The organism is Glaciimonas sp. Gout2 (assembly GCF_035018905.1).
Lineage (GTDB): Bacteria > Pseudomonadota > Gammaproteobacteria > Burkholderiales > Burkholderiaceae_D > Glaciimonas.
In genome coordinates, this window is the sequence record NZ_JASJXA010000011.1 from 1 (window position 1) to 21,836 (window position 21,836).

Annotated in this window: 18 protein-coding genes and 1 tRNA gene; 2 read left to right on the plus strand and 17 right to left on the minus strand. The window is 54.0% G+C overall.

Going from position 1 to position 21,836, the window contains the following annotated elements:
- On the minus strand, positions 1-187 hold a 187-nt coding region (locus QN379_RS09805; protein ID WP_323506557.1), incomplete at its 3' end, for a hypothetical protein.
- 319 nt (positions 188-506) lie between these two features.
- Here QN379_RS09805 and QN379_RS09810 point away from each other — a divergent pair.
- Complete coding sequence (locus QN379_RS09810; protein ID WP_323506558.1) at positions 507-920, plus strand: hypothetical protein; 414 nt, start codon at positions 507-509, stop codon at positions 918-920.
- On the opposite strand, the gene QN379_RS09815 is transcribed toward QN379_RS09810, so the two are convergent.
- The 15 genes from QN379_RS09815 to QN379_RS09885 form a co-directional block, all read right to left on the minus strand.
- Positions 917-1,429: an HAD domain-containing protein gene (locus QN379_RS09815; protein ID WP_323506559.1), complete on the minus strand. Its 513-nt coding sequence runs from the start codon at positions 1,427-1,429 to the stop codon at positions 917-919. The genes QN379_RS09810 and QN379_RS09815 overlap by 4 nt on opposite strands.
- Complete coding sequence (locus QN379_RS09820; RefSeq protein WP_323506560.1) at positions 1,426-1,932, minus strand: hypothetical protein; 507 nt, start codon at positions 1,930-1,932, stop codon at positions 1,426-1,428. Before QN379_RS09820 ends, QN379_RS09815 begins: the two co-directional genes overlap by 4 nt.
- Entirely contained in the window at positions 1,929-2,261 is a 333-nt protein-coding gene (locus QN379_RS09825; protein ID WP_323506561.1) for a hypothetical protein, read from the minus strand. Before QN379_RS09825 ends, QN379_RS09820 begins: the two co-directional genes overlap by 4 nt.
- Before the next feature lie 55 nt (positions 2,262-2,316).
- Positions 2,317-2,643 (minus strand): plasmid mobilization protein, encoded by a 327-nt coding sequence (locus tag QN379_RS09830; protein WP_323506562.1) that lies wholly within the window; start codon positions 2,641-2,643, stop codon positions 2,317-2,319.
- Positions 2,644-3,633: 990 nt separating this feature from the next.
- Entirely contained in the window at positions 3,634-5,721 is a 2,088-nt protein-coding gene (brxL, locus tag QN379_RS09835; protein ID WP_323506563.1) for a BREX system Lon protease-like protein BrxL, read from the minus strand.
- Positions 5,722-5,743: 22 nt separating this feature from the next.
- A complete protein-coding gene (pglZ, locus tag QN379_RS09840) occupies positions 5,744-8,251 on the minus strand; it encodes a BREX-1 system phosphatase PglZ type A (protein WP_323506564.1) in 2,508 nt (835 codons plus the stop codon).
- 5 nt (positions 8,252-8,256) lie between these two features.
- Positions 8,257-11,757 carry a BREX-1 system adenine-specific DNA-methyltransferase PglX gene (gene pglX / locus QN379_RS09845; RefSeq protein WP_323506565.1) on the minus strand — a complete coding sequence of 1,167 codons (3,501 nt, stop codon included), beginning with the start codon at positions 11,755-11,757 and terminating at the stop codon, positions 8,257-8,259.
- A gap of 2 nt (positions 11,758-11,759) precedes the next feature.
- Positions 11,760-12,257, minus strand: coding sequence for a hypothetical protein (locus tag QN379_RS09850; protein WP_323506566.1), 498 nt, complete (start codon positions 12,255-12,257; stop codon positions 11,760-11,762).
- A complete protein-coding gene (locus tag QN379_RS09855) occupies positions 12,257-13,390 on the minus strand; it encodes an AAA family ATPase (RefSeq protein WP_323506567.1) in 1,134 nt (377 codons plus the stop codon). The genes QN379_RS09850 and QN379_RS09855 overlap by 1 nt, the downstream gene beginning before the upstream one ends.
- An 8-nt stretch (positions 13,391-13,398) precedes the next feature.
- Complete coding sequence (brxC, locus tag QN379_RS09860) at positions 13,399-16,950, minus strand: BREX system P-loop protein BrxC (RefSeq protein WP_323506568.1); 3,552 nt, start codon at positions 16,948-16,950, stop codon at positions 13,399-13,401.
- Positions 16,951-16,961: 11 nt separating this feature from the next.
- The gene (locus QN379_RS09865; protein WP_323506569.1) at positions 16,962-17,618 is read right to left on the minus strand and encodes a DUF1788 domain-containing protein; all 657 of its coding nucleotides are present in this window, start codon (positions 17,616-17,618) and stop codon (positions 16,962-16,964) included.
- Positions 17,615-18,229 carry a DUF1819 family protein gene (locus QN379_RS09870; protein WP_323506570.1) on the minus strand — a complete coding sequence of 205 codons (615 nt, stop codon included), beginning with the start codon at positions 18,227-18,229 and terminating at the stop codon, positions 17,615-17,617. Before QN379_RS09870 ends, QN379_RS09865 begins: the two co-directional genes overlap by 4 nt.
- On the minus strand, positions 18,219-18,437 hold the full coding sequence (gene mads1, locus QN379_RS09875; protein ID WP_323506571.1) for a methylation-associated defense system helix-turn-helix domain-containing protein MAD1: 219 nt from the start codon (positions 18,435-18,437) through the stop codon (positions 18,219-18,221). Before mads1 ends, QN379_RS09870 begins: the two co-directional genes overlap by 11 nt.
- Positions 18,438-19,010: 573 nt before the next feature.
- On the minus strand, positions 19,011-20,054 hold the full coding sequence (locus QN379_RS09880; protein WP_323506572.1) for a site-specific integrase: 1,044 nt from the start codon (positions 20,052-20,054) through the stop codon (positions 19,011-19,013).
- 104 nt (positions 20,055-20,158) lie between these two features.
- Positions 20,159-20,234: transfer RNA gene (locus QN379_RS09885), tRNA-Arg, on the minus strand.
- A 186-nt stretch (positions 20,235-20,420) separates the two neighbouring features.
- Between QN379_RS09885 and QN379_RS09890 the strand changes: the two genes are divergently transcribed.
- Positions 20,421-21,017 carry a c-type cytochrome gene (locus QN379_RS09890; RefSeq protein WP_323506573.1) on the plus strand — a complete coding sequence of 199 codons (597 nt, stop codon included), beginning with the start codon at positions 20,421-20,423 and terminating at the stop codon, positions 21,015-21,017.
- Positions 21,018-21,142: 125 nt separating this feature from the next.
- On the opposite strand, the gene QN379_RS09895 is transcribed toward QN379_RS09890, so the two are convergent.
- Positions 21,143-21,823, minus strand: coding sequence for an OmpA family protein (locus QN379_RS09895; RefSeq protein WP_323506574.1), 681 nt, complete (start codon positions 21,821-21,823; stop codon positions 21,143-21,145).
- Between the last annotated feature and the right edge of the window lie 13 nt (positions 21,824-21,836).

The window sequence follows — 21,836 nt, forward strand, 5'->3', positions numbered from 1 at the left end:
ACTCGGTCATCGCAGCGGTCAGCCCCATGCCCTGGCTGGCACGGGTCAAATGCCGTGCCATAGACGGTGGCTGGATCTCTACCGGCAGCGGCATAGTGGCTTCACCACGTATCAAATGCCGTGTCTTTGGCACTCGGTCATCGCAGCGGTCAGCACCCTGCCCTAGCTGCCACAGGTCAAATGCCATGCCATAGGCGGTGACTGGATCGTTACCGGCATCAGCGTAGTGGCTTCACCACGTATCAAATGCCGTGCCTTTGGCGCTCGATCATCGCAGCGGTCAGCACCCTGCCATGGCCGGCACGGGGTCAAATGCCGTGCCATAGACGATGGCTGGATCGCTACCGGCAGCGGCATAGTGGCTTCACCACGTATCAAATGCCGTGCCTCCGACACCTGCAAAGGCCTAAAAATATAATAGACTATAGTTACCTATAAATCCCACTAGCAACATTTTCCCACCCCGTTTAAGTGAGGTATGAATGCTGGCGCATTATGATGGGAGCATGAACATTACGATCCCACCACCAGACGATTACCAGGCCGCACTAAAAGAAATCGACTCGCTCATGGCCGCGGAAAAAGGCACGCCCGAAGGAAATCACCTAAACGCTCTTGCTAATCTGGTTGTGGCATACGAAGCCAGCATGATTACAATGCACAACATTTTTACCCCGCTCATGACTCGTGACAATTTAATCGCATCGGTTCCTATCCATGAGCACAACGGACGCCCATATTTTGTGCGCCTGGTTGAGATACCAGAACCGTGGCGCGGCCAATTCGGGGAAGCCTTGACCGGCTCGCAGACTCCAATCTTCGAGGGCGAAGGAAAACTTGCCTATGCATGGGACTGGACATGCTGGGTCGATGACAAATGGCACGGCCGCTCTGGCCCTACTGGGCTAAGCACGGTTTAAATTATGGCGGCACCATCACCCCACAGCGCCCACCCGCTTAGATTGGCACGGTCGTAGCAAAACTGTGTGGCCGGCGCCGGCGCCGCGATCATGGCGCGCAGGATCGCCACCGCCTCGACATCGAGGCCCGCACTGGGGTCCGTGAACAACGCCGCCCCGGCGCCAGGTAGATCCGGCCCGAAGTTGTCCGGGCAGTCGTCAACAGCAATCCAGCGCACATGCTCGCGCCCGTGCGCGCGCAGCCATTGCCAGCACTCGCGTTCGCGCTGGCGCGGTTCCTTGCCCTCGATGCCGGTCACGCCGATAAACCGATGGCGGACGTCAAGATCGAAATGCACCGCCAGCTCGGCCACGCTGCCGGCGTCCTTGCGCCAGTCGGACGAAACCACGACTTCGATACCAGGATGATCGCGCAGCACCTCCGAAAATCGAGATGCATGGAGAAACAGGGCTTTGGATGTACAGGCGATTTCGTGCATCACGCCATCGAAGTCAAGGAAGACAATCATGGCAGTTGCCAGCCAGACCCAAGGGTGTAGAGAGCACCAATCCGCAGGGAATGGGCATCGTGCAACGCATAGTGCGCCGGCCGTTCTGGCGTGTGGTAGCTTGCCATCCGCGCGTGCAATTCTGGCTGCTCGTCGTCGCCCATCGACCACGCCGTAAAAAGCATCGGCGCCGGCGCCAAGTTATTCGGCCACTCGACCAGAAGCCGGCACAGTAAGCCAAAATCAGGGTCCGGGCAATCCCTAACGATCACAGCGCAATCCTGAATGCCGGCAAGCCAAGCGGTCAACCGATCACAGGTTGCCGCCACGCTATGGACATGATCCTCGCCCCACAGGTGAGGCACCACGTTGAAATGCACCCACCCATTGCACTGGACGGCGTAATGGACGAGGGGCAGCTCTGCATATAACTCGCGGCCAGCCCCGTCCACCGACCCAATCGAAATCAAATCCGGCTTGTCTTGGTCGAGTCCAGTAAATTCGGTATCAAGAAAAATCATCATCCGCCGGCCCAAAATATTGCCCCGCCAGCCGGAGCAAAGCGACTTTTAAGGCGATCTGTTGGCCGCTCATCAGGATATGATGAGCCCTCGCGCCAGTCGCCGCCATGCGCATCGTCTGCCGTAACGCCCATCGCGAACAGGATGCTGGCCAGCTCCCGGATATCCGCATGCTCAAGCGTGCGCACTTCCTCCAGCTCGGCCAGAAAGCCTGTTTCTGTTAATCGAATGTTGGCGCCGACGCTACATTGACCCACAGCGCGAGTACGGCTAACCCAGGCACGGCTGAGGGAAACCGCACTGGGTCTGCGTTTGCGCGAGACCAGGGTCAAAAAATCTCGGCAGCCTAGTTCAATTTGGAGTCGGCGCCAACAATCCTACTTCACCTCATTTACTTATCCGCAGAATTGCTGCCCTAGCATCCAAAATTACTGGGCGCCATTCATCTTCTGGCGGCGTAATTCCTCGTTCAACCAAAGCCGCATGTAGGCCACGGATGACTCGGGTAACATCGCTAAGTGCCAAGACGATTTCGGTCTCGTAGTCTACGTTTGCTTTACGGCCAAGGGCTGCGCGGCGGATGAATTCAGATATGTCCATTTGCCGGATGCTCGCTGAGTGGCGGATTTTTTTGTCCTCTTCTTCGGTCAGTCGAATTCGACGCGCAACTGATCTCAACTCGGATGGATCCTTCTTTTTGAAAAGCTTTGTCATAGCCTCATCATTTCATGAAAATTGCATATATGCAATTTATTTCTTGAGGTTATGGGTCTCGGGGTGAAGCCCTGAGTTGACTGCGACGGGCGCGAAGCGAGCTAGCGGACGAAACCCTGGATTGTGCCGACAGGCACACATCCGGCATCCTGTCCTTCTTCTTGGCTCTTGTTTTGCTGCAAATCGTAAGCGAGTTTGCTGTAAATCGTAAGCGAGTTTTCGGCATGTTTGTGGCATCTCTGAGGCGATGCGTAGGCGAGTCTGTTGGGAGAATTTGGGTAGTCTGTGGTAGCTGCACGGTGAGTTGATGGCTGATATGACTCGATTGTACGAGGTCCGTGCGGCGTTGTTGGTGCGAAACTGGTGGAAGTCTGCAGCTAACCGCTCGCATTCGAAACTGGCCATGGGGTTGTACTGGATTCTGTGTAGACGGGTTTTCGTTTAAGCCTGCGGCACCCGGTCTTCAAACTGGATGGCGAAGCGGTTCAGCGCTCGATCCATATCAGCCATCAAATCACCGTGCAGATACCACAGACTACACAAATTCTCCCAACAGACTCGCCTACGCCTTGCCTCACAGATGCCGCAAACATGCCGAAAACTCGCTTACGATTTACAGCAAAACAAGAACCAAGAAGAAGGACAGGATGCTAGATGTGTGTGCAACACACATCTAGAATTTTTACTGCTAGGTTGCTGCGCACCCGTTGCAGTCAACTCAGGGCTTCGCCCCGAGACCCGACCGAACACAGGACACCGAAAACAGGTTGCGTACATGTTTTCGACGTAAAATGGTTTGCTGGCTATGGACGTAGGTTACCAAAAATCGGCAGCTGGATCAAAAAATTGTCTGCGTCAACAGCCCGGCGAGGCCGCAATCATCGGCACCGACTTCTCCATTCCATTGACCATCAAATTTTTTCCGCCGAATGCAAAGCCGTTTCCGATGGGCCCAATTACCAGGACCATTGAAACACGTAGTTTTCAGGCCTATGCAATTTTTACGTACGTGACATTAAACTCCTTGCACTGACGGTGCTGCTGCAAGCGGCTGGTGAAGCTGAATACATCGTTGAGTTCGTAGCGCTGGAAGACATCAAGCCCACGGCTCAAGACGATTTTCCAGCCATGGTCGGTCGTGATGTCACGATCATCCTTGGCTCCCGTCTTGCCGTACTCCCAAGTGAACTGGATGCCAATGCCTGTGCAGGCATTGGCCATTTTCTGGAAGTTCTCGGTCTGGCGATCACCATTGAACTCATCCTCCGCCGTGACGACATGGACCGATACCTCGTCCTCGGAGCCTACCTGCTTGCTGATGGTCTCCAGAAGATCCATCAGGTTACGTTGCTGGTGAAACAGGCGCAGGTATGGGTCAGTGATGGTGATACGGCTTGCTCCGGCCAAGTAAGGCCCAAACAGCTTATCGAAGCTTACGCCCCGCTGGTTTTCCTGAAAGACGAGATGCGCCTCCTTCAACTGTTCCAGAGCGGCAGTCGATGGGGCTGCCACTGCGACCGACGGACTGACGACGGCTACACTGGGGGGGGCTGCAGGGAGCTCTGGTGCCTGCGCCACCCAGTCATCTGATGCGCTTTCGGTCGCAACCTTACGGTGATAGGAATTTGGATACTCATCCTCTTCCAGCGTCCGGACAGACTTCTCCTGTCCGTCATTGGTCAAGTAAACGAATCGAACAGCAGGATAGGTGGAGTCGATGCGCAGGAGTTGGTCCTTGACCCGCTTGCGGCCTTCGATGGCTGAACATAGCACTTCCTCGACTTCTGCATCTGAAGCTTCACCATGTGGGTAGAGGATCTTCATCAAGCCTGAGAAGGTCTTATTGATGCCGTCGCGGTCGCGAGTCGATATGTCGTCGGAGAGCCGGAATTTCGCTTTGTATCTGTCAGAAAAGTCATGACTGCGCAGCGAGCGCAGAATCTCGGCAAGGTAATCGACGACAAAGCCGTAACCGTCCGAAAACATCTCGCCACGGATGACGTCCACCTCCCATCCCGGGATGTAGCTATGGATACGGTCCAGGAAAGCCGAGTCGTGGAACTTTTCGGGCAGCGGATCGAACAAATCCGAATGCTTAAGCATGTACGGCACCGTATGGTCCGTGTTGCCGACGAATACCATGCTGGCCTCGGCTCCCAACGTCTCCACGCCCCGGGAGAAAGTTTTGTTGGCCATGTAGTTCTTCAGAATGTCGACCAGCGCTTTGTCGACCTTCTTCTGCTTGCCAGCGAACTCATCGAAGGCCACCACGTCCCAGTAGCCTACTAGTCCCAATTTGCCGCTGCTATTGTTAACGAACAGCTTGGGTACCGTTACCTCGCCGCCAGAGACCAGGATGCCGTGAGGAGAAAACTCCGAGAAAATGTGAGACTTGCCGGTGCCTTTTGGCCCCAGCTCGATCAGGTTGTAGTTGCGCTCACAAAACGGAATCAGGCGCACAAGTTGACTGAGCTTATTGCGTTTGCCGAACATCTGCGGGTTAAAGCCCACACTCTGGATCAGCAGGTCAATCCACTCGTCGGTACTAAACTGCTTACGGGCCTGTAAATAGCCGTCGAAGTCGAAATGCGATAGCTGAATCGGCTTGATCGAGGCCAATATCCAAGGCGTCGCGTTCTTATCTTCGGTGAACATATATTCAAGGTCGGCGATACACCAGACCCCACCGACCAGCAGTTTGGGGTGCGCTTTAACCGTGGCCGAGTCGATCACCACTTTCTTAACACCAAGATTGGCGAACTCTGCCTCGTAGGCATCCGATTTATCGTTCAGCGCCACGCTGATCCGGTCAATAACCTTGTGTCGGCCTTTCTCTTTGATCGTCGAACGCACCAGACCCGCTTCGTTGCGGTGCACGTAGTGCTTGCGCAGGATTTCTCGGACTGTATCGATACCCGCTTTAATAGTGGCTTCGTCATTGGTGGCGCAATACTGCCCGAGCAAATACTCCAGCACGTAGGTAGGCACGATGGCATTACCCTTCACCGTCTTGACCAGATCCTTGCGGACCACCAGGCCGGCGAAGTGCTGATTGATTTTATCGTCTAGCTGGCTCATGGGTAGTTCCTCTGGCATTCACTCAAAAATCAAAATCACTGGAGAGCGAACGGCGGATCGCATAACGCACCGCCTGGTATTTAGCGTAGTGCGAGGTGCCGTCTACCTGTTCATCCAGGCGCAGTTCTACCTGCTGGTTGTTGAAATCATCCGCCTTGCGGCTGAGGATGAAGCGCACTGGCAACTCGCGCTCGCGCGGGTTGTCGGAAGCAAAGTCGAAGGTCAGGTCATGCGTGTCGGAGATCGACTCACCCGCCAGGGTGTAGATGCCCGCCTTCAAGCGCCGCGCCTGCTTCTTCTCGGTGATCGGCTCGGTCTGGTAGAGCACCACGGCCAGCTGCCCTGTGGTGATGGTTTTGCCACCGCCGCCGATGAAGTCCACGTCCACCCGGCCCACGTCGCTCTGGCGCTTCTTGTTGATACTGATGACCGGAATCACAACCTCCTGCAAGGTGGCCCCACCATGCACGAACCGGCTGCCGGAACCTTTCAGGCGCAAACGATTAATGGATTTGGGGATTTGCACCTCCAGCGTGCCCGCCAGTGACAACTGCTCGGGGCTGAAGGTCTTGAAGCCGGGCTTGGCCCGCAGCCCCTTGCCCAGCACAAAGCGGCGGTCGGTGTAAAGAACTTGGCTGCCCTCGGGCTCGGCGCTGAGGAAATCACTCTCTGCCAGAGGTCGGTTTTGATAGATGAAACCGTGATCTGCTGTAACGAGCAAATTACTCGCATTGGCATTGGTCAGTTTCTTCACCAGGCGCAACAACTCGTCCAGCGTTTCCTCGGCCGCGCCAAACACGCGCTCCTCGGTATCACGCGTGTCGCCCGTTTTGTCGATCAGGTTGTGATAGACATAGACAACATCGTGGTCACGCATCAGCGCGCGCGATTCATCTCGTCCCATGCCCAGCACATCCTTGGCCAGCACCACGGTCGATGCCGGCACGGCCGACGCCAGAATTTTGGCCCGGTTTGCCGAGCCCATGCTGCTCTGGCCATTGACCAGCGCGTGGCCGCTGTCATCCTCTATCAACTGCAGCGTTTGGTTGGGCAGCAGCGCAGCCATACCCAGCTGGGTGTAGCTAGGCAGACAAGACAAGACGGGCACCAGCTCAGCATCAAAGCGATCCTCACGGCGGATCAGGCTTTGCAGCTCTTCGCCGATCTCATACCGGAAAGCGTCTGAAATCAGCACACAGACCTTAGCCTTACGATCCAGATATGGCCGCACAAAGCGGCTGAAAAATTGCGATTGTGAGATCACGGACGCGGCCTCCCAGCGCGTACTCGCATCGACGAAGATTTGCCAACGGTCATTGAGCCGCACCAGAAAGTTGTTGGTGTACAGGTTCTCGATCAGGTGGTTGAGATCCTGCAAAAGGGAAGTCTGCCCCGACTCTCGTGCATGATGGATGAATTTGCGATAGCGCTGGTCTAGTCGGAACCAGGTCTGCGCGTACTTCTTGACACCATCCTCCAAAGAGCTCATCTCCAGCTGGGCGATGTCCAGCAACTGAATAAACTGCGCACCATGCTCGATGGTAAGGTAAACGTCTTTGAAGCGTTCAAACCAGTGCCCCTGCCGGCGTTGCCGTACCCACAGTTCTACCTCTTGCGCAGAGACAGTGCGTGCCACCACATCCCGTACCAGGTCGCTGAGAATCTTCTGGTCGATCAGCTCGAAGTAATCCAGCTCCTTGAGTGAACGGTAATCAATGCTCTGCAGCTTCTCGTCAATCTGGAGGATGGCAGCGCACTCGTCCGACAGGGCTTCATAGCTCTGGCTATGGGCGCGGCTGTCTTTCCAGCGATTGATGAACATCTGCGCCTCGGCAGATAGGCGCGCCTTGTAGTCCGGTTCTATGTCTGCAAAGAAACAGGTTTTGAACAGCTCGATCACAAAATCACGCAGGCCAGGCTGATCGGACGCGTAGCCGTAGGCGCGTTTCATTCGCTCCCACAAAAACTCACTAAGGCCGCTGCGTTCGATCAGCTTCATGCGCGCATCGGAGCCCTTGGCCAGATCGGCCAGCAGCTCTTCAAGCATTACATCGAGGCGGGGTTCGCTGCCCACGCAGACCGCCAGCATCTTCTGGCACAGGGCGTTTTGGCTGTCTCCGCTCTCCAACATGGAGTGCAAGGCTTCGCGGCGTTTGGCAGCCTCAAAAAACGCCACGTGAGCCTCCAGCAGCGGGTAGCAGTCCGGCCCCAGCTCCAGCTCCGCCAGCCACAGCGCCACCTGATCGGTACGGAAAGTGTGGCCGCTGGCTAGTTGCACATCCAGCAACCAGTTGTGCAGGTGCTCAGGCTCCGGTCCATCGCGGTAGAGCAAAAACTTTTGCGTCTGCTGAGCGCGCAGCACACGGTGCTTAATGCCAAACTCGTTGTTGGTCAATTCGATCTTCTCAATGCCGGGCAGTTCCAGCGCGACAAAGTCAGCACGAAACTCGTGCCGTGTGTCGTACCAGAACACGATGCGTTGTTTGTCGAACAGGTTGGTGAGAGCTTGTATAATTTTGAGGTTGCTCATCGGCGTCACTCCTCGCCCTTCGCATCCAACCCGACGATCTTCTTCAGGGCCGGGCCGAGTTTGAGATAGTTGACCTTGACGCCATCATCGAGATCCAGCGCTACCTGCTCGGTGGCCAGCGGGTAGAGAGTGTCGCGCTCATAGTCGTCCAGTTCCTGCAATTGCTTCTTGATGCTGTCGATCTCCTTGTTGGCGCGGGTCTTCTCGCCCTGGCTGGCCGTGGTGCTGATGCCCACATGCTGCATGTAATTTAGGTGCGCCGCCAGCTTGTTGCGGAAGTCACGCAGGTAGCCGTTGAGCACCACGCTCACCGTATCCTGGCGGTAGCGGTGCAGATAAATCAGCGCGTTGAAGCTGCCCTTGGGACTTGAAAACAGCCAGTAGATGGGGCGCTTCTTGTAGCGCTTTACATGGTCGTTGTAAAAATCCTTGAGGAAGTAGTCACGGATCTCACGAGCCTTGCCGTTTTTGCCCAGCGCCAGTTCAATAAACTTCAGGTTTTCCTCAAAATGCGTCTCGCCAAAGGCCACGCGTAGGAACTTGCGGAAGCGCTCGGCGATGTCGTCCGTGAACCAGTCGCCGTCGAGCATGGGGATTACGTTATCGTCATCAACTGCAAAGCTTGGTTCCGGCACCTTGATCAGATAGTCGTCGATGGTTTCGCCCTGGTTGGCAAGAATCAGCCCCGGCTTGTCAAGCGCGTAGCGACCAAACATACAACCCACAGCGAAGGAGATCAACTCGCGAACGGTGTCGGTCAGCAGCAGCGCTTCCAGTTCTTCTTCGCCCTTACCCTTCCCATAGCGGAAGTGCGGGTTACAGGTCAGTGTGATTTCGCTGAGCGGTACTTCGGGCGTCAACTCATCCTGTAGGCCATAGGCCTCGATGAAGATGCGGTTGTTCTCGTTCTCTAGTCGCTGCACCTCTTGCACGATTTCCCGCCAATGGGCGCGGAGTTTCTGATAGCTAGCCGTCAGAGTCGGTTGACGGTAGTCTGGATTTAGCAGTGGCAGGCTGGAGAAGTCCCATGAGGTTTCAAACGCGTCCCAGTCATACCTCGCGGCTTTTATCAAACCGAGAAGGATGGGCGAGCATTGCTCCTCCACCATCTTATTGGGTATAGGTAGTTTACGAATTTCACCCGCTTGAAAGTTTAGCGTTGGTGATAAACACCGAAGCATTACTTCACTTACTTTTGAATTCAATAAACAGAAAACCGTACTGAATCGCTCTCTATCAATGAATGCTGTTGGGCTAGCAGAATTAAAAACGGCACCCGCTGGTGCCAAACGGAATGATGCTGCGCCAGAACTGACACGTGTATAGAAAACTCCTTCTCGGAAATAGTATGTTCGAGAAGGAAGTTTATTCCCTTGTTTACTCAATGCGTTGTAATCGCTATCCCCGAACGCAATCACATCCGTGAGATTTCCAAACCATTTGCGGTACTCTCCGCCTTTTGTGTGAGGAACCCAGCGGGCATTTTTCATGACAACTTCCTCCTGAGAGGATGCATTAAATACTGTATTTTCGTTTGAAACCTCAAACCACGAACGAAGGAATTGACTGTTATCACCAGTATCTAATCCGACGCGAATATCTGCGCGATCGCTTACGGACTCGTTACTTGCGAATGCATGAATGAGCTTGTCAGATGCCCAAAAAGCCAAAGGGGCACCTGGTAGAAGAAGACATTCCTTAGCCGGTAATTTGAATTGCATAGCACCTTCTTTAAAATGTGTCTCTTTTACTCGACCTGGAACGTCACTTAGGTCGCAAAAATGGCTCAAACGCTCTGCGGGAGGGCTATTTTCAAAAACAAAAGCTGTGTTTTGTACTTTTTCTCCGTTTATTTCGGGGAATACCTCTGTCCCGAGATAACACAAATCCAACAGCGTGGATTCAGTAAGAAGTCTTCGACGGAAGTCTTCAAGACGGGAAAGAAACATCCAGCTGCGTTGTGTAATTAGCGCAAAGATTCCTCCATAAACGGTTTTCCTCTTTGCATTTTCGATAAAAGTAGAATCAAGTCCCTGCTTAGTATCCGGATAAAAGCTCTCAACGAATGATTTTAGCGTCGGATTCATGTTTCCAAGATCAAGATAAGGAGGATTGGCGACTATGACCGTATAACGGGGGCTAAGGAAATCTGTCATACGCAGAACCCTCAGAACCTTGACGTGGGTATCGGCAAGAAACAGGTTACCCACCATATCCTTCGCTTCGAGAACTAGTAAGAGATCTTCAGTGTTAGATAGTTTCGGACAAATCAGCGAGCCGAAGTTATCTGCCTCCTCGAATTGCTGTAGAGTGTCTCGCAGTCCGAGCGTAAAAAGGTCACGCCCAACGAAATCCATGTAATCGGCCAGCTCGGCTGCGTTAAAACTGATTTTTTCCAACACGCAGATGTTTGGCTTGATAGCCTTATTGAAGAAGCGGCGTTGTTTGGCCCGCGCTTTCATGGTCAATGCGAAAGCAGCCAGTTCCCCTGCACGTTCGTCTAGCTCGACGCCGAAGAGGTTGTAAGTAAGGATTTTTTCCGGTATCTCGGCCGGGTCAACGCCTTCTTCCTCGTAAATGGCGTAGAGCAGGTCAAAAGCGTAGGTCAGCATGTGGCCGGAGCCGCAGGCCGGGTCGCAAATTTTGATCTCTTCGGGACTGGCGAGCTTAAGAAAATTGGTGTCCGGCTGCTCGGGCTGGATGTAGTAGTCCATTTTCTCGGCCAGTTTCGAACTCGGACGGTTGAGCAGCCACAGGCGGCCTAGGGAGTTTTCCACCAGGTAGCGCACGATCCAGTGCGGGGTGAAAAGCTGGGTGGCGGCGGGAATGTTTTCGGGTGTAATTTTCTGGTTCTTCTTAAGCCCCTCGAACACAGCATCTTTTTTCTCGGAGATGTAGAACTGGTAGAGCCAGCCGATGACTTCGACATCTTCGCACGCGTCAGGTGTCATCGCCTCGCGGGTATAGGCCAGGATGGAATTGCCCGAGAGCAGGTCGTCGGGCATCAGCAGTTCGGTGTAGTCGGCGATGCGCTCGAATAAAAATGGCATGGCGCGGTGAAAGGCGTTGCAGGCTGCTACGACCAGCAGGCGATAAGCTTCGCCCTGCGGGTCGTGGCTGGGTGCCTTACCGTCAAGTAAGGCAAAGATCTGCTGACGGATTTTCTCCGGCACCATCTCATCGTCGATATGTCCCATCTTGGCCTCGGCCAAAATTTCTGGCTGGAACTGCCCCTCGGCAGGCGACACCACACCGATACGGGTGTAGCGGTTAACATCCATAAAACGCAGGGCGCAAAAGCGGTTGAACCAGATGTAGGCCACGCGCTCGATCACCTGCGCTTCGCCATGGTTTTTGATGGCTTCTTCGAGCTTTTTGGTGGCATCGGCATTTTCACGCCGAGCGGCGCTGCCGACATGCAAAACCAGTTGCAAGCGCGCCTCGACCACTTCTAGCAGAGTGCGGCGGGCATATTGGGCAAAGCGGCGTAGTTTGGTGGTTTCCATAGTTACTCTCCAGCACTCAAGCGACGGACCGAATCTGTGCCGAACTGCTTTTTGTACTGCTCTAAATTCAAAATGACACAGGCCTGAGCGCATGGCGCAGACCAATCTGTATGTTTTATTGGCAACGAGCGTTGTAGCTCATCCTGTTTTGCCAGCAGCAAGGCCGGCTCCAAACTGGCCATCGACAGCAATACAATGTAGTGTGTGGGTTTGTTCGCTTTTCCACTCAGCGTTCGAAACCACAAACTGTCTCTATACTTCCCGGCCAAATCTGGAATTAGATTTCCACTCAGCAGTTTTTTCTTGAACGCGTCCGAATTTGCAGCCGCTGGATTGTCGGGATCTTTGATCTCAAGAAAAATAAAGCGGTCAGAAAATTCTGCGATAAAATCCACGCGCTTCATCGTACTTTGCTTGTGCAAGGCATCGTCGTCAAAGCAAATCGCTTCAATGGCCGTACTGAAATCAAACTCCAGATCATTTTCAGATAGAACCGTCATCAAGCCCCTCCCAGTGAGCGCTTGATTTCTTCGTCATAGAGATCATTGAAGGTGTTGGCGATTGCGTTGTTGTTCAACTGCCGGTAGTCATCTGCGGTTTGCACAACCACCTGTCCATTTTCGGTTGAAAGCGCATGAAACCTAATGTGATCTCCTTGGCCCTTGTTGACAAGAAGATCAAACCACTTGAGCAGCACATAGTCGTGCGTTGCCAGAATAATCTGCTGACCATTGCGTGACAGCTCCAGCAGGATTTCCACCAGCAATTTCATTAACTTGGGATTCATATTGGTTTCAGGCTCGTCCCAGAACAAAGTTCCGGTCCGGCCAGGGTCAAGCTGGCGATTTTGCAAGAGCAACTGAAGAATACCAAGCTTACGGATACCCTCGGCCGCCATATTGGCGGAGATGCTTTCGCCCTTCGTTGCGAGAAATTTCGCCTGCATTCGGGTATTCAGATCGTGCTGATCCTTGTCTCGCTGCACCTGATACTGGCCCGGATCAAACGACATCAGCACCGAGCCGCCAATGTCGGTCAGACTGAAGCGCCCCTCCAGTGCATTCACCAGTTTTTCGTAAACAGCACCGAAACGCGGATCGCTTTCGATCACGTCTTCCGCCTTGAGCGGCTTTTTAGCCATCAATTTTTCGCAGAGATCTAGGTAGGTGCTGTCGAAGATGGACTCAATGGTTTTTAGGTCGGCGTCTTTGCTTTTGATGCCGCGCAGCAGGGATAGCACTTCCTTGGTGGGCAAGAAGAGAGGTGCACCTAGCGAGGGTTGCGCGGCGATGCCGGGCAACGCAACGGTCTTCGAGGCTGAGGTGAATCTGGCCTGCAAGCGTTGGCCACCAGCAAATTGAGCATCTATTTCGGCATGCGCACCCACCGGTGTACCATGCCGAACCAGTTTTCCCAGGCTATCGCCGGTGGGGCGGTAGATTCTGCAGAGTCGCTTGGCCAGATCTGTACCTTGTAGCTCATCGCTCAAAGCCGCGTTGGCGGCGTAGGCGGCCTTAAGCAGCTGGGTCTTCCCAGTGCCATTTTCGCCGATCACGATGTTGATGCGTGGCGAGAACTTGATAGGGAGATCAGAGAACTTGGCGAAATTCTTTAGTTCGAGTTTTTCTAGCATTTGAGCCTCTATACCTGTACGCGATTGCCTGCCTGAATTTCTTTCAGCCAGGCTTCGCGCTGTTGTTTAAGGTAATCGTCCAGTTCAGACTCGCTGGCCAACCAAGGTTTGGCATAACCTACCTTGATGGTGCGGGCTGGTACCAGGCGAGGCTCGGCCACGACGGGGCGCAGTATTGTCGTCGCTGGCTTGCCGCCATCAGATTGCGGAGGAGCACCGTCCTGAGCGCTGGGTGGGGGCGTGCCCGATTTGGGCTTGGCCAGGCCTTCGAGTTCGAGCAGCAACTGCGGATAGCGTTCGTCTTCAAAGTGACGCAACTGGTTCTGGATCATAGCGATGCGTTTCTGGTTCTGCATCGACTGGCGCACATCGTGGAAAGGTTTTGCTAGTTTGGCCTGATCGTCCGCTCTCAGGCCCACATATTCGTCAGTGCCCTGTAGGCGCTGTGACAATTCATCGAGCCGATTTGCGGCGGTTGACTTTTCGCTCGCCAGTTGGTTAGCAATACGCTGCTGCAAAGCGTCCAGCTGGGGCTTGGTTTGTTGCAGACGGTTGCCTTGCCACGGACGCTTGTCGATCAGTAACGCTTGAACGATATCGACTTCAGCCGAGGGCACAAAGGCGAAGTTGTCCTCATGGTCGTTGACGAGTTGACGCGCCTGATCGAAGATCGCCTTTTGCGGGCTTTTCATGAAGCGGCGCAGCGGGTCGATCAGTGTTTCTTTGCTTTCGAGCAGTGCATCTTGCGCGCGAGCGAGATCGGTCAAGAACCAGTTGACGTTCTTCTCGGCCACTTCTTTTAAGGTGACCAGTACGGCGTCGAACACGCTTAGGAAGGGGTATAGCGCCTTTTGGGCGTTGAGTTCGACCAGTTCGATTTCCAAGTCCTTGAGAGCGTCGATGGTTTCGCGCGCGAGGGCCCTTGCCTCGTTACTGATCGCTGGTTTGTCGAAGAAGTCAGCGAAGAAATCTTTGAGCGTGCGGACTTGCGAGGCGGTGAATTCGACCTGCGGCTCCAGCACCAGGGTGGCATGCGCATTGGTGTTGCGCAGGCTACGTTCCAGAGCGTCGGCTTCCAAGGCATTGCTGTCCTGGCGGATTTCGACTTTACCGCGCGCACTGAGCAAGGCCAGGTTGCACAGGATGGCAGCGTAGTACCAGCCGTAGTTCTTGCGCTCGAACCGTTCGATCAAACTCTTGACGGTAGTGCGGACGCCGCTGCGCGCGTTGCTTTGAATGAAGGCCAGCAGTTCCTGCTCGGGCTCGGTAAGGCTGGTGGCATCGTTGGCTAGCAGACTGTCTTCGACCATGCGCAGGTGCTTGCCTACATCGGCTTCATTGAAGGGCAGATCGCGCAGCATGCGCAGGTTCGAATAGGTGGTCTGGATTAAGTGGTCAAAGCCTTTGAGCACCCGCGTCTGGCCATCTTCACTGCTAACGTCAACATCGGCGGCGTTGATTATCAGCGTGGCTTTGCCCAGTAGCGCTTTCGCACGCATTTGCAGTTCACTCATGCGCTCGGTGTTCTGGAAGCCCTTGGCATCCAGTATTCGCTTGACGGCTTCCTGCTGAGTGTTGCTGTTTTGACGGATGTATTTCTCCGTGCGCTTGTGCATGGCCAGGTCTTGCATGAAGCGTGCATCGGCAGGCAGCACTACCCGCAACTCGTCACGTCCCATGCTCTGCATGCGTTGCAGCGTAATGTTGTCGAAGTTGTCGCTTAGCGGGGTGATGATGTGAATCGCGAGCTCATGCTCGCGGCTCAGCGAGCGGTCATCCATCTTACGGGTGTAGGCGTAATCTTGGCCGTTGCTGTGACGGATCTTGCGCTGCTTGATCACCCCGTCGAACAGCAGGGTTTCCAGCTCCTTGATCACGTCGGCCGTTTCGACCTCGGTGTTCTTGATTTCCTCTTCTACGTCTTTTTCCTCATCGGTCAGATATTCGTAGAGGTCGCCATTGCGCTGGACGTACGTTTGCTGCTCCAGCAGGTTGAGCGCCGCTTCCAGTTTTCTGCGCTGGGCGGGCAGATCTTCGCCAAAGCGCTCTAGCATCAGCACACCCAGATTGCGCAGCGTGGCCTTGAACTCTTTGACGTACTTGACCAGGAATAGCGCCTTGAGAACCCGAACGGCGTAAGGGTCACCCAAGTTGCGTTCTGCGGTGTTGATGGCGCTTTGGATACCACTTTTCAGCGCGCCCCTAATACCTTCGAACATGCGGTCGAAAGTAGCCAGTTGACCGACAGGTTCATTATCAATGGCGATGGCCACCTCGCGGAACACTCCGAGCATGGAGCGCTCGCCCACTGAGCTGGCCTTACCTTCGAATCCATTGTGTACCGAAATGCCTCGAATGGCCGACTGGAACAGTGGAAACTGGTAGGGTACGAATGGGTAGGCGTATGTGAAGTGTTCCTCGTCGCGGTAATTCTGGTAGACCTGACCGCCATCGGCAAAGTCGAACAGCGTCTTAAAGTTGTTGAGCTGTTGGGCATAAGTCGTCTTCAGCAGCTCGGTACCGATGTCGTTCTTGGTGAGCAACCGCTTCTGGATCACCTCGGCCACGTCGGCGCTGGTCAGCTTAAGTCTGTTGGCGAAACGCGCCTGGATCTTGGTGAAGTCGTTGCTCTGCTGCCGGCTCATGTCACCCAGCACCGAGTTCATGTCCTCCTGTGCTGTGACGATGATCCACGCGCGCCCCTGGCATTTGGTGGCCAGACTTTCGGCTACCGTTTGCAGGTTGGTCATGAGCTTGGTGTTTTCAGCGACGTACTGGCCGACTTCGTCCACAAAAAAATTGAGACGGAAGTTCACCGGCTTCTTGTCGAGCCAGTTTTTGACCTGGTTGCCGAAGTCTTCGATTGAGACGCTGTACTGATTACGGTATTTATCGAGAATACCCTTGGCTAGAGATGGATCTTCGCCCGTGATCTCAGCATAGGCCTTGGCAATATTTCCTGCTTCCAGCAGTGCCTGCTCGCGCCCCCGTTCCCACGATTTTTTTGCATGGCCTTGATAGGCGTCTTTAAACCGCAGGAGCTGGTCGCGCCCGTCGAGGTCGCGTTCGAATTGAGCAATGTAGCCTTGCTTTCCGAAATATCCACACATCTCGTTGAAGACTTTGACGAACACTGATAGCAGCGCGTCGATTTGCGTCTTGCTGATGACATCGGCCTTCTGGTCGATGTTGAACAGGATGCTTCGAGATGGAATGGCGACGGCCTTCTTGAGCGCGGCACGCAGCAACTCGTCTTCCTTCGAAATCTTGGGAAGGAAGATGTCCAGCGCATTACCGCCATCGACCTGACGATTTTCAAGCAGCAGGGCGAGCATCTTGAGCAGGTGTGATTTGCCTGAGCCGAAGAAGCCCGACACCCAGACACCGTTGGCGCCGTGGTAGTCGTTGTAAGCGTCAAGGAAGTGCTCCAGACGCTTGGCAACTTCATCTGTAAGAACATACTCACTGAGTTCGTTGTAAAGACTGGACTCGTCGTCTGCCTTGATTACCCCTTCAATGGGGCGAATGACGGGGTTCAGAAAAATACGATTGAGTTCCAAATGTCACTCCCTTAAGCCTGTGTTTCAAAGATGTTGAATGCGCGGTAGTACTTGTCGTCGTGCAGCAGGCCGAAAAGCTCCAACGACGCGCCTTGCTCAAGCGAGTAACGGTATTCACCTGGGAAAAACATGACGGTCGGCTTTTCCTTGGCCGTACTTTGCAAGTTGTTGAGTACGTTGTGCGAGCGTATGTAAGGGAACACTTCTCCGATGCCAGACAGGAAAAGCACATCAAACTCGGTATGCTGTATGCGCTCACCAATGGCCGGAACCAGATAGTCTTCAATGCCAAGCACGTTTTGCAGCAGCTCCAGCAGATTGTCCTTCTCGACATCGCTTTCAATTGCAATGATCTCATCCCACAAATTGCTATCCTGGCTGCTGCCTTCGCGGGCCTTGAGCAGGTCGATACAGAGGTCATAAAGATTTATCTCAAGCACCTTAACGCCACGTCCTCCCAGGCATTCGACGGCGGAACTATCCAGGGTGTTGATCAGTTGGCCTTGCATGCGCTGCATTTCGAAGGCCTCGGCGGATCTAAACTCGCAGATGTAGAATGGCAAATCGTTGTTCAGCCCGCGCATCTCCAGGAAACGCGGACTGCTGATTACATTGATCAAGTGTTCAAAACGGGCTGCCAGCGTTTGCTGGCTGATTTTCTGGCTCATTTCAGCCACCTCTGAATTTCGTTGTCCGTGGAGGGGAATACCAACAGTTCCTCTCGCCCGCGCCGAGCCAATAGCTGTGCCATCCGGGGGCTAAGCATGGCTGGCTGAATGTGTTGTTGATCCGAAATCAGGTCTGCCTCTCTCAGCATCCGGAACATGTTTTGCCGGAGCTTCTGCTGGGTAGAAAGGGCGATCTCGTCGAGTTCCGTGTGCCACAGGGCCTTGCCGTTGTAATATGCGTCGTAGTCGCCAAAAGAAATCTGGCGACGTAGCAGCAAGTGATGTTCCCGCAGCACCTCAACGGCGAAGTCATGGATGAAGGCGTAGCGTCGGCAAGCCGCCGCCCAAAGCAGGTAGCCGCGATCACGCAGGCTGGCCTCCCGCAGCTCTTCCAACTCCGGCACCTCTAAGCACTCAAGTCGCGCGACCAGTTCTTTGCTGAGTCGAAGCGCGGCACTTGCCGTGCGGACCTGTAGCAGGTTTTGGCTGCGCATCTCGGCTCGCGTCTGTGCCCAGTCACGCAGAGCCAGGTAGCGCTCCGCGACGAGAGGTGCTTCCTGCAAAAAAATGCCGCCCGTTGTGAAGGACAGGCGGTAGCGTTCAATTGTCATCGTTGCCTTGCTTTGACGGGGCAAGACTCGTCGCCGACTGTTGCTTGATCCATGCGTCAATGTCCGCACGCGAGAATCGCCACATGCCTCCAACCTTAAACGCGGGAACCTTTTTAGCCGCAGCCAGTCGATAGATCGTTCGTTCAGCAACCTTTAGGTATTCGGCCACTTCCGCAATTGTCAAAACATCATTTTCTTGCTTTTTCATTGGCGAAAAATGTCACTAAAGGTCAAAGTTGGCGAAATATGGCCACATCTTACCGTGAATCACTACCCTATTCAATCTCTGCATCGTCTTCTTTCTGTTGGCGCCGATGTCAAATTGATCCAGGCTGCCGATTCCAACTGACCCACCTCAAAACCTCTGGAACCGTTACTGCACGCGGGTTTGCTGGATACGGACATGGATCACCGAAAATCGACAGCTTGGGTCAGAAAATCGTCGGCGCCAACAGTTGAATGCCCCAAGTCTTTCTCGCTCAGATCTGCACTAGTCTTACGTCTACAGGGTATTGGGATGGGTCAACGATTTCCAGTAGTCTGGGTCAATTATGCGTCAGCGCCAACAGGCGCTGGGCAGACGCTTACATTTCAGCCTCGTTTGATTGACGTGTGGGCGGTGCCAGACATTGTTCTCCTGACCGAAGAGGCCAGCGCGATAAGCGAGGGGCTGCAAGCGCTGTCCGCGCCGACGCCGGCCGACTACCAGGCGATGCGCGCCCCCCACAATGACCTTACCACGCCATACGCTCAGGTAAGCGGGCCGTGCAGCGCTACCTCGTCAAACAAGTCGCTTTGCCAAATCTTCAGCCCGGAGATGCGTATAACGTTTTAGCATCTGAAGGGTCTTGTGGCCGGTGATTGAGGCAACTTCCATAGGATTAAACCCCAGTTCAAAGAGGCGTGAAGCTGCTTCATGGCGTAAATCATGAAATCGAAAATCCTGCAAAAAATGACTATCCGCCACTTTTCCCAGTTTCTGACAGTCATTTTGATATAGATTCTGCGCCCGGTTTACCGCCCTACGCCACGTTGCTTGAATGCTCCCGCTTTCCTTCCAGTTCCAGAAAACGCGTAGGTCCTCTGGATTGCGCGATAACAACTTCAGCGCATTTGCTACCGCAGTCGAAAGGGGAACTTGTCGCGTATCGCCGTTCTTTGTGTCTCGCAACAATGCAACACGCTTATCGAGATCAACGTCCGCCCACGATAGACTGAGAAGCTCACCCAGCCGCATCGCGGTTCCCAACGCAACCACGACCAAGGACTTCAACGCTTCAGAACTGACACCTGCAGCGCTAAGCAGCCAAACTTCCTCATCGTTGACAAGGCGCCGGTCGCGCCCATTGGGCAATTTCGGCTTTTTGATGATTTCAACGGGATTACTCAAATTCTCCATCCCCCATTCTTTCCGGGACACATTGAAGAGATTCGAAATAAGGTTGATCTCATGAATGACTGTCTGCGCAGATACTTCTTTGAGCCGGCTATCGCGATAGCTGGCAATGTCGCTGCTTCGAATACTCGCCAGCGACCGTATGGCAAGGGGGCCACCCAGCAAATTCTTGATACGGCTTCTCTCCGGCATCGCGCCCTTCTTTCCAACGGTAATTTCACGCTGGTAACGCTCCAGGGCTTCCCGAAATGTTGTACGCTCAGACTCGGCACTACTGACAAAAGTGCCGCGTGCCATCGCTGATTCGACTGTGGCCGCCCATGCCTCGGCTTCCGGTTTTGTGTTGAAGGTTTTTACTTGGGCTGCAAAGCCCTTGCGAGCAACGCGAGCCTGCCATTGCAGATCGCCACGCTTACGAAATGATGCCATTGCTACTCTCCCGCCAATAAAATGTCATTTGGACAGATTTTGGACAATAATTCGATTTTTGGATATGGAAAATACTGGAATCTGGCGGAGAGCCTTGATTTTACTGGTGCGGCTGGCGGGGATCGAACCCACGACCCTTGGCTTCGGAGGCCAATACTCTATCCACTGAGCTACAGCCGCATATGAGAGGTACGAAGGATACCGTTTTTCGGTGTGTTCGTCCATGAATTACGTTGCTTTATCGTCCCAAATTGTGATTATTACGACTATAATCAAGGGTTTGGCGAGAGACCGTGCGTTGTTCTGTCTTTTTTTACGCGCGTCTGTATTTGCCCACCGGTTTTTGAAAATTGTACTGAGGGAAACATGAGCGACGCACACAACGAAGAACAATCTGCAATCAAGACGCCAAAACAGTTGATTATCGCTATTCTGGCAGGCTTTTTAGTCCCTATTATTTGTATTGTGCTATTGGTGGAGTTCGTCACCAATGCGCAAAAAACGGGGGCTGGATCTGAGGGACAGACTCCGGAAGCGATAGCAACCCGATTGAAGCCAGTCGCGGATGAAGGTTTTACTTTTAAAGACGTTAATGCACCACGGATATTTTTGACTGGTGAAGAAGTGTACAAGTCGACTTGCGTCGCTTGCCATGGTAGCGGTGCCGCTGGCGCGCCTAAATTTGGCGATGTAAGTGCATGGGGACCGCGCCTTGCGGATGGCGAGGACAAAGTGATTGGTTATGCGATTAACGGTTTGCGTGCGATGCCAGCCAAAGGTGGTAACCCTGATCTTGATGATGTTGAAGTCGCCCGCGCAGTAGTCTTCATGGTGAATGCATCGGGTGGAAAGTTTAAAGACCCAGTTGTTCCAGCGCCTGCTGCCGCGGCTGCGTCTGGCTCGGCTTCCGCGAGCGCTGTTGCTGCTCCGGTTGCTGCTGCTGCTTCTGCTTCTGCAAAGTAAAATTTAACTCACGTGCAGTGAGTTAAATTACGAACGCATTAAAAAGCCGACTCATTGAGTCGGCTTTTTGTTGTGCAATCGCAATCGGCTTTAATCGTATTCACCGGTTACTTTTAACTCAGCTACTAGCGTTGCTGAGTTTGTTGAGGTTGCTGTGGTTCTGCGACGTAAATTTCAACGCGGCGATTTTGTGCGCGATTGAAGCTGGTGTCGTTGGACGCTACTGGCTCATGCGAGCCTCGGCCTTCGATGCCAAAACGATTTGGTGAGATACCGCGTGCTGTCAAATAGTTGCGCGTACTTGCTGCACGTTGTAACGACAGAGGATCATTGATTGCATCACTGCCGGTATTGTCGGTATGGCCGATGATGGTGACCGTGGTGGCAGTATTGTCGGCCAACGTCGTCGCAAATCGTTCCAGAATAGGTCGGAAGTTAGGCGTGATATCGGCACGGCCGGTCGCGAACGAAACATCACTAGGTATTGCCAGTTTCAAGCGGTTATCCGCAGTCTGGCTGACTTGCACGCCGGTACCTTGGGTGGCTTGTTGCATTGCCTGTTTCTGCTTTTCCATCTTGTTTGACCAGATATTGCCAGCAACCGCGCCGATAGCACCGCCGATGGCTGCTCCGCCGAGTGCGCGCCCACCGCCGCCCGGGCCGGTTACGGCACCGAGTAGTGCGCCGATACCTGCACCAACACCTGCGCCGGTTGCCGTGCCGCGCTCCGTATCTGACATGTTTGCGCATCCTGCAGTCGCCAGGGTGACTGCTAATGCTGCTGCGCCGAGCTTGAATTTATTCATTTTTCCCTCATTA

Excerpts from the sequence above, each read along its gene's own strand:
- QN379_RS09810 (WP_323506558.1), top strand. The coding sequence starts at position 507 with ATGAACATTACGATCCCACCACCAGACGATTACCAGGCCGCACTAAAA.
- QN379_RS09815 (WP_323506559.1), bottom strand. The coding sequence starts at position 1,429 with ATGATTGTCTTCCTTGACTTCGATGGCGTGATGCACGAAATCGCCTGT.
- QN379_RS09820 (WP_323506560.1), bottom strand. The coding sequence starts at position 1,932 with ATGATGATTTTTCTTGATACCGAATTTACTGGACTCGACCAAGACAAG.
- QN379_RS09830 (WP_323506562.1), bottom strand. The coding sequence starts at position 2,643 with ATGACAAAGCTTTTCAAAAAGAAGGATCCATCCGAGTTGAGATCAGTT.
- brxL (WP_323506563.1), bottom strand. The coding sequence starts at position 5,721 with ATGAGCCAGCTAGACGATAAAATCAATCAGCACTTCGCCGGCCTGGTG.
- pglZ (WP_323506564.1), bottom strand. The coding sequence starts at position 8,251 with ATGAGCAACCTCAAAATTATACAAGCTCTCACCAACCTGTTCGACAAA.
- pglX (WP_323506565.1), bottom strand. The coding sequence starts at position 11,757 with ATGGAAACCACCAAACTACGCCGCTTTGCCCAATATGCCCGCCGCACT.
- QN379_RS09850 (WP_323506566.1), bottom strand. The coding sequence starts at position 12,257 with ATGACGGTTCTATCTGAAAATGATCTGGAGTTTGATTTCAGTACGGCC.
- QN379_RS09855 (WP_323506567.1), bottom strand. The coding sequence starts at position 13,390 with ATGCTAGAAAAACTCGAACTAAAGAATTTCGCCAAGTTCTCTGATCTC.
- QN379_RS09865 (WP_323506569.1), bottom strand. The coding sequence starts at position 17,618 with ATGAGCCAGAAAATCAGCCAGCAAACGCTGGCAGCCCGTTTTGAACAC.
- QN379_RS09870 (WP_323506570.1), bottom strand. The coding sequence starts at position 18,229 with ATGACAATTGAACGCTACCGCCTGTCCTTCACAACGGGCGGCATTTTT.
- mads1 (WP_323506571.1), bottom strand. The coding sequence starts at position 18,437 with ATGAAAAAGCAAGAAAATGATGTTTTGACAATTGCGGAAGTGGCCGAA.
- QN379_RS09880 (WP_323506572.1), bottom strand. The coding sequence starts at position 20,054 with ATGGCATCATTTCGTAAGCGTGGCGATCTGCAATGGCAGGCTCGCGTT.
- QN379_RS09890 (WP_323506573.1), top strand. The coding sequence starts at position 20,421 with ATGAGCGACGCACACAACGAAGAACAATCTGCAATCAAGACGCCAAAA.
- QN379_RS09895 (WP_323506574.1), bottom strand. The coding sequence starts at position 21,823 with ATGAATAAATTCAAGCTCGGCGCAGCAGCATTAGCAGTCACCCTGGCG.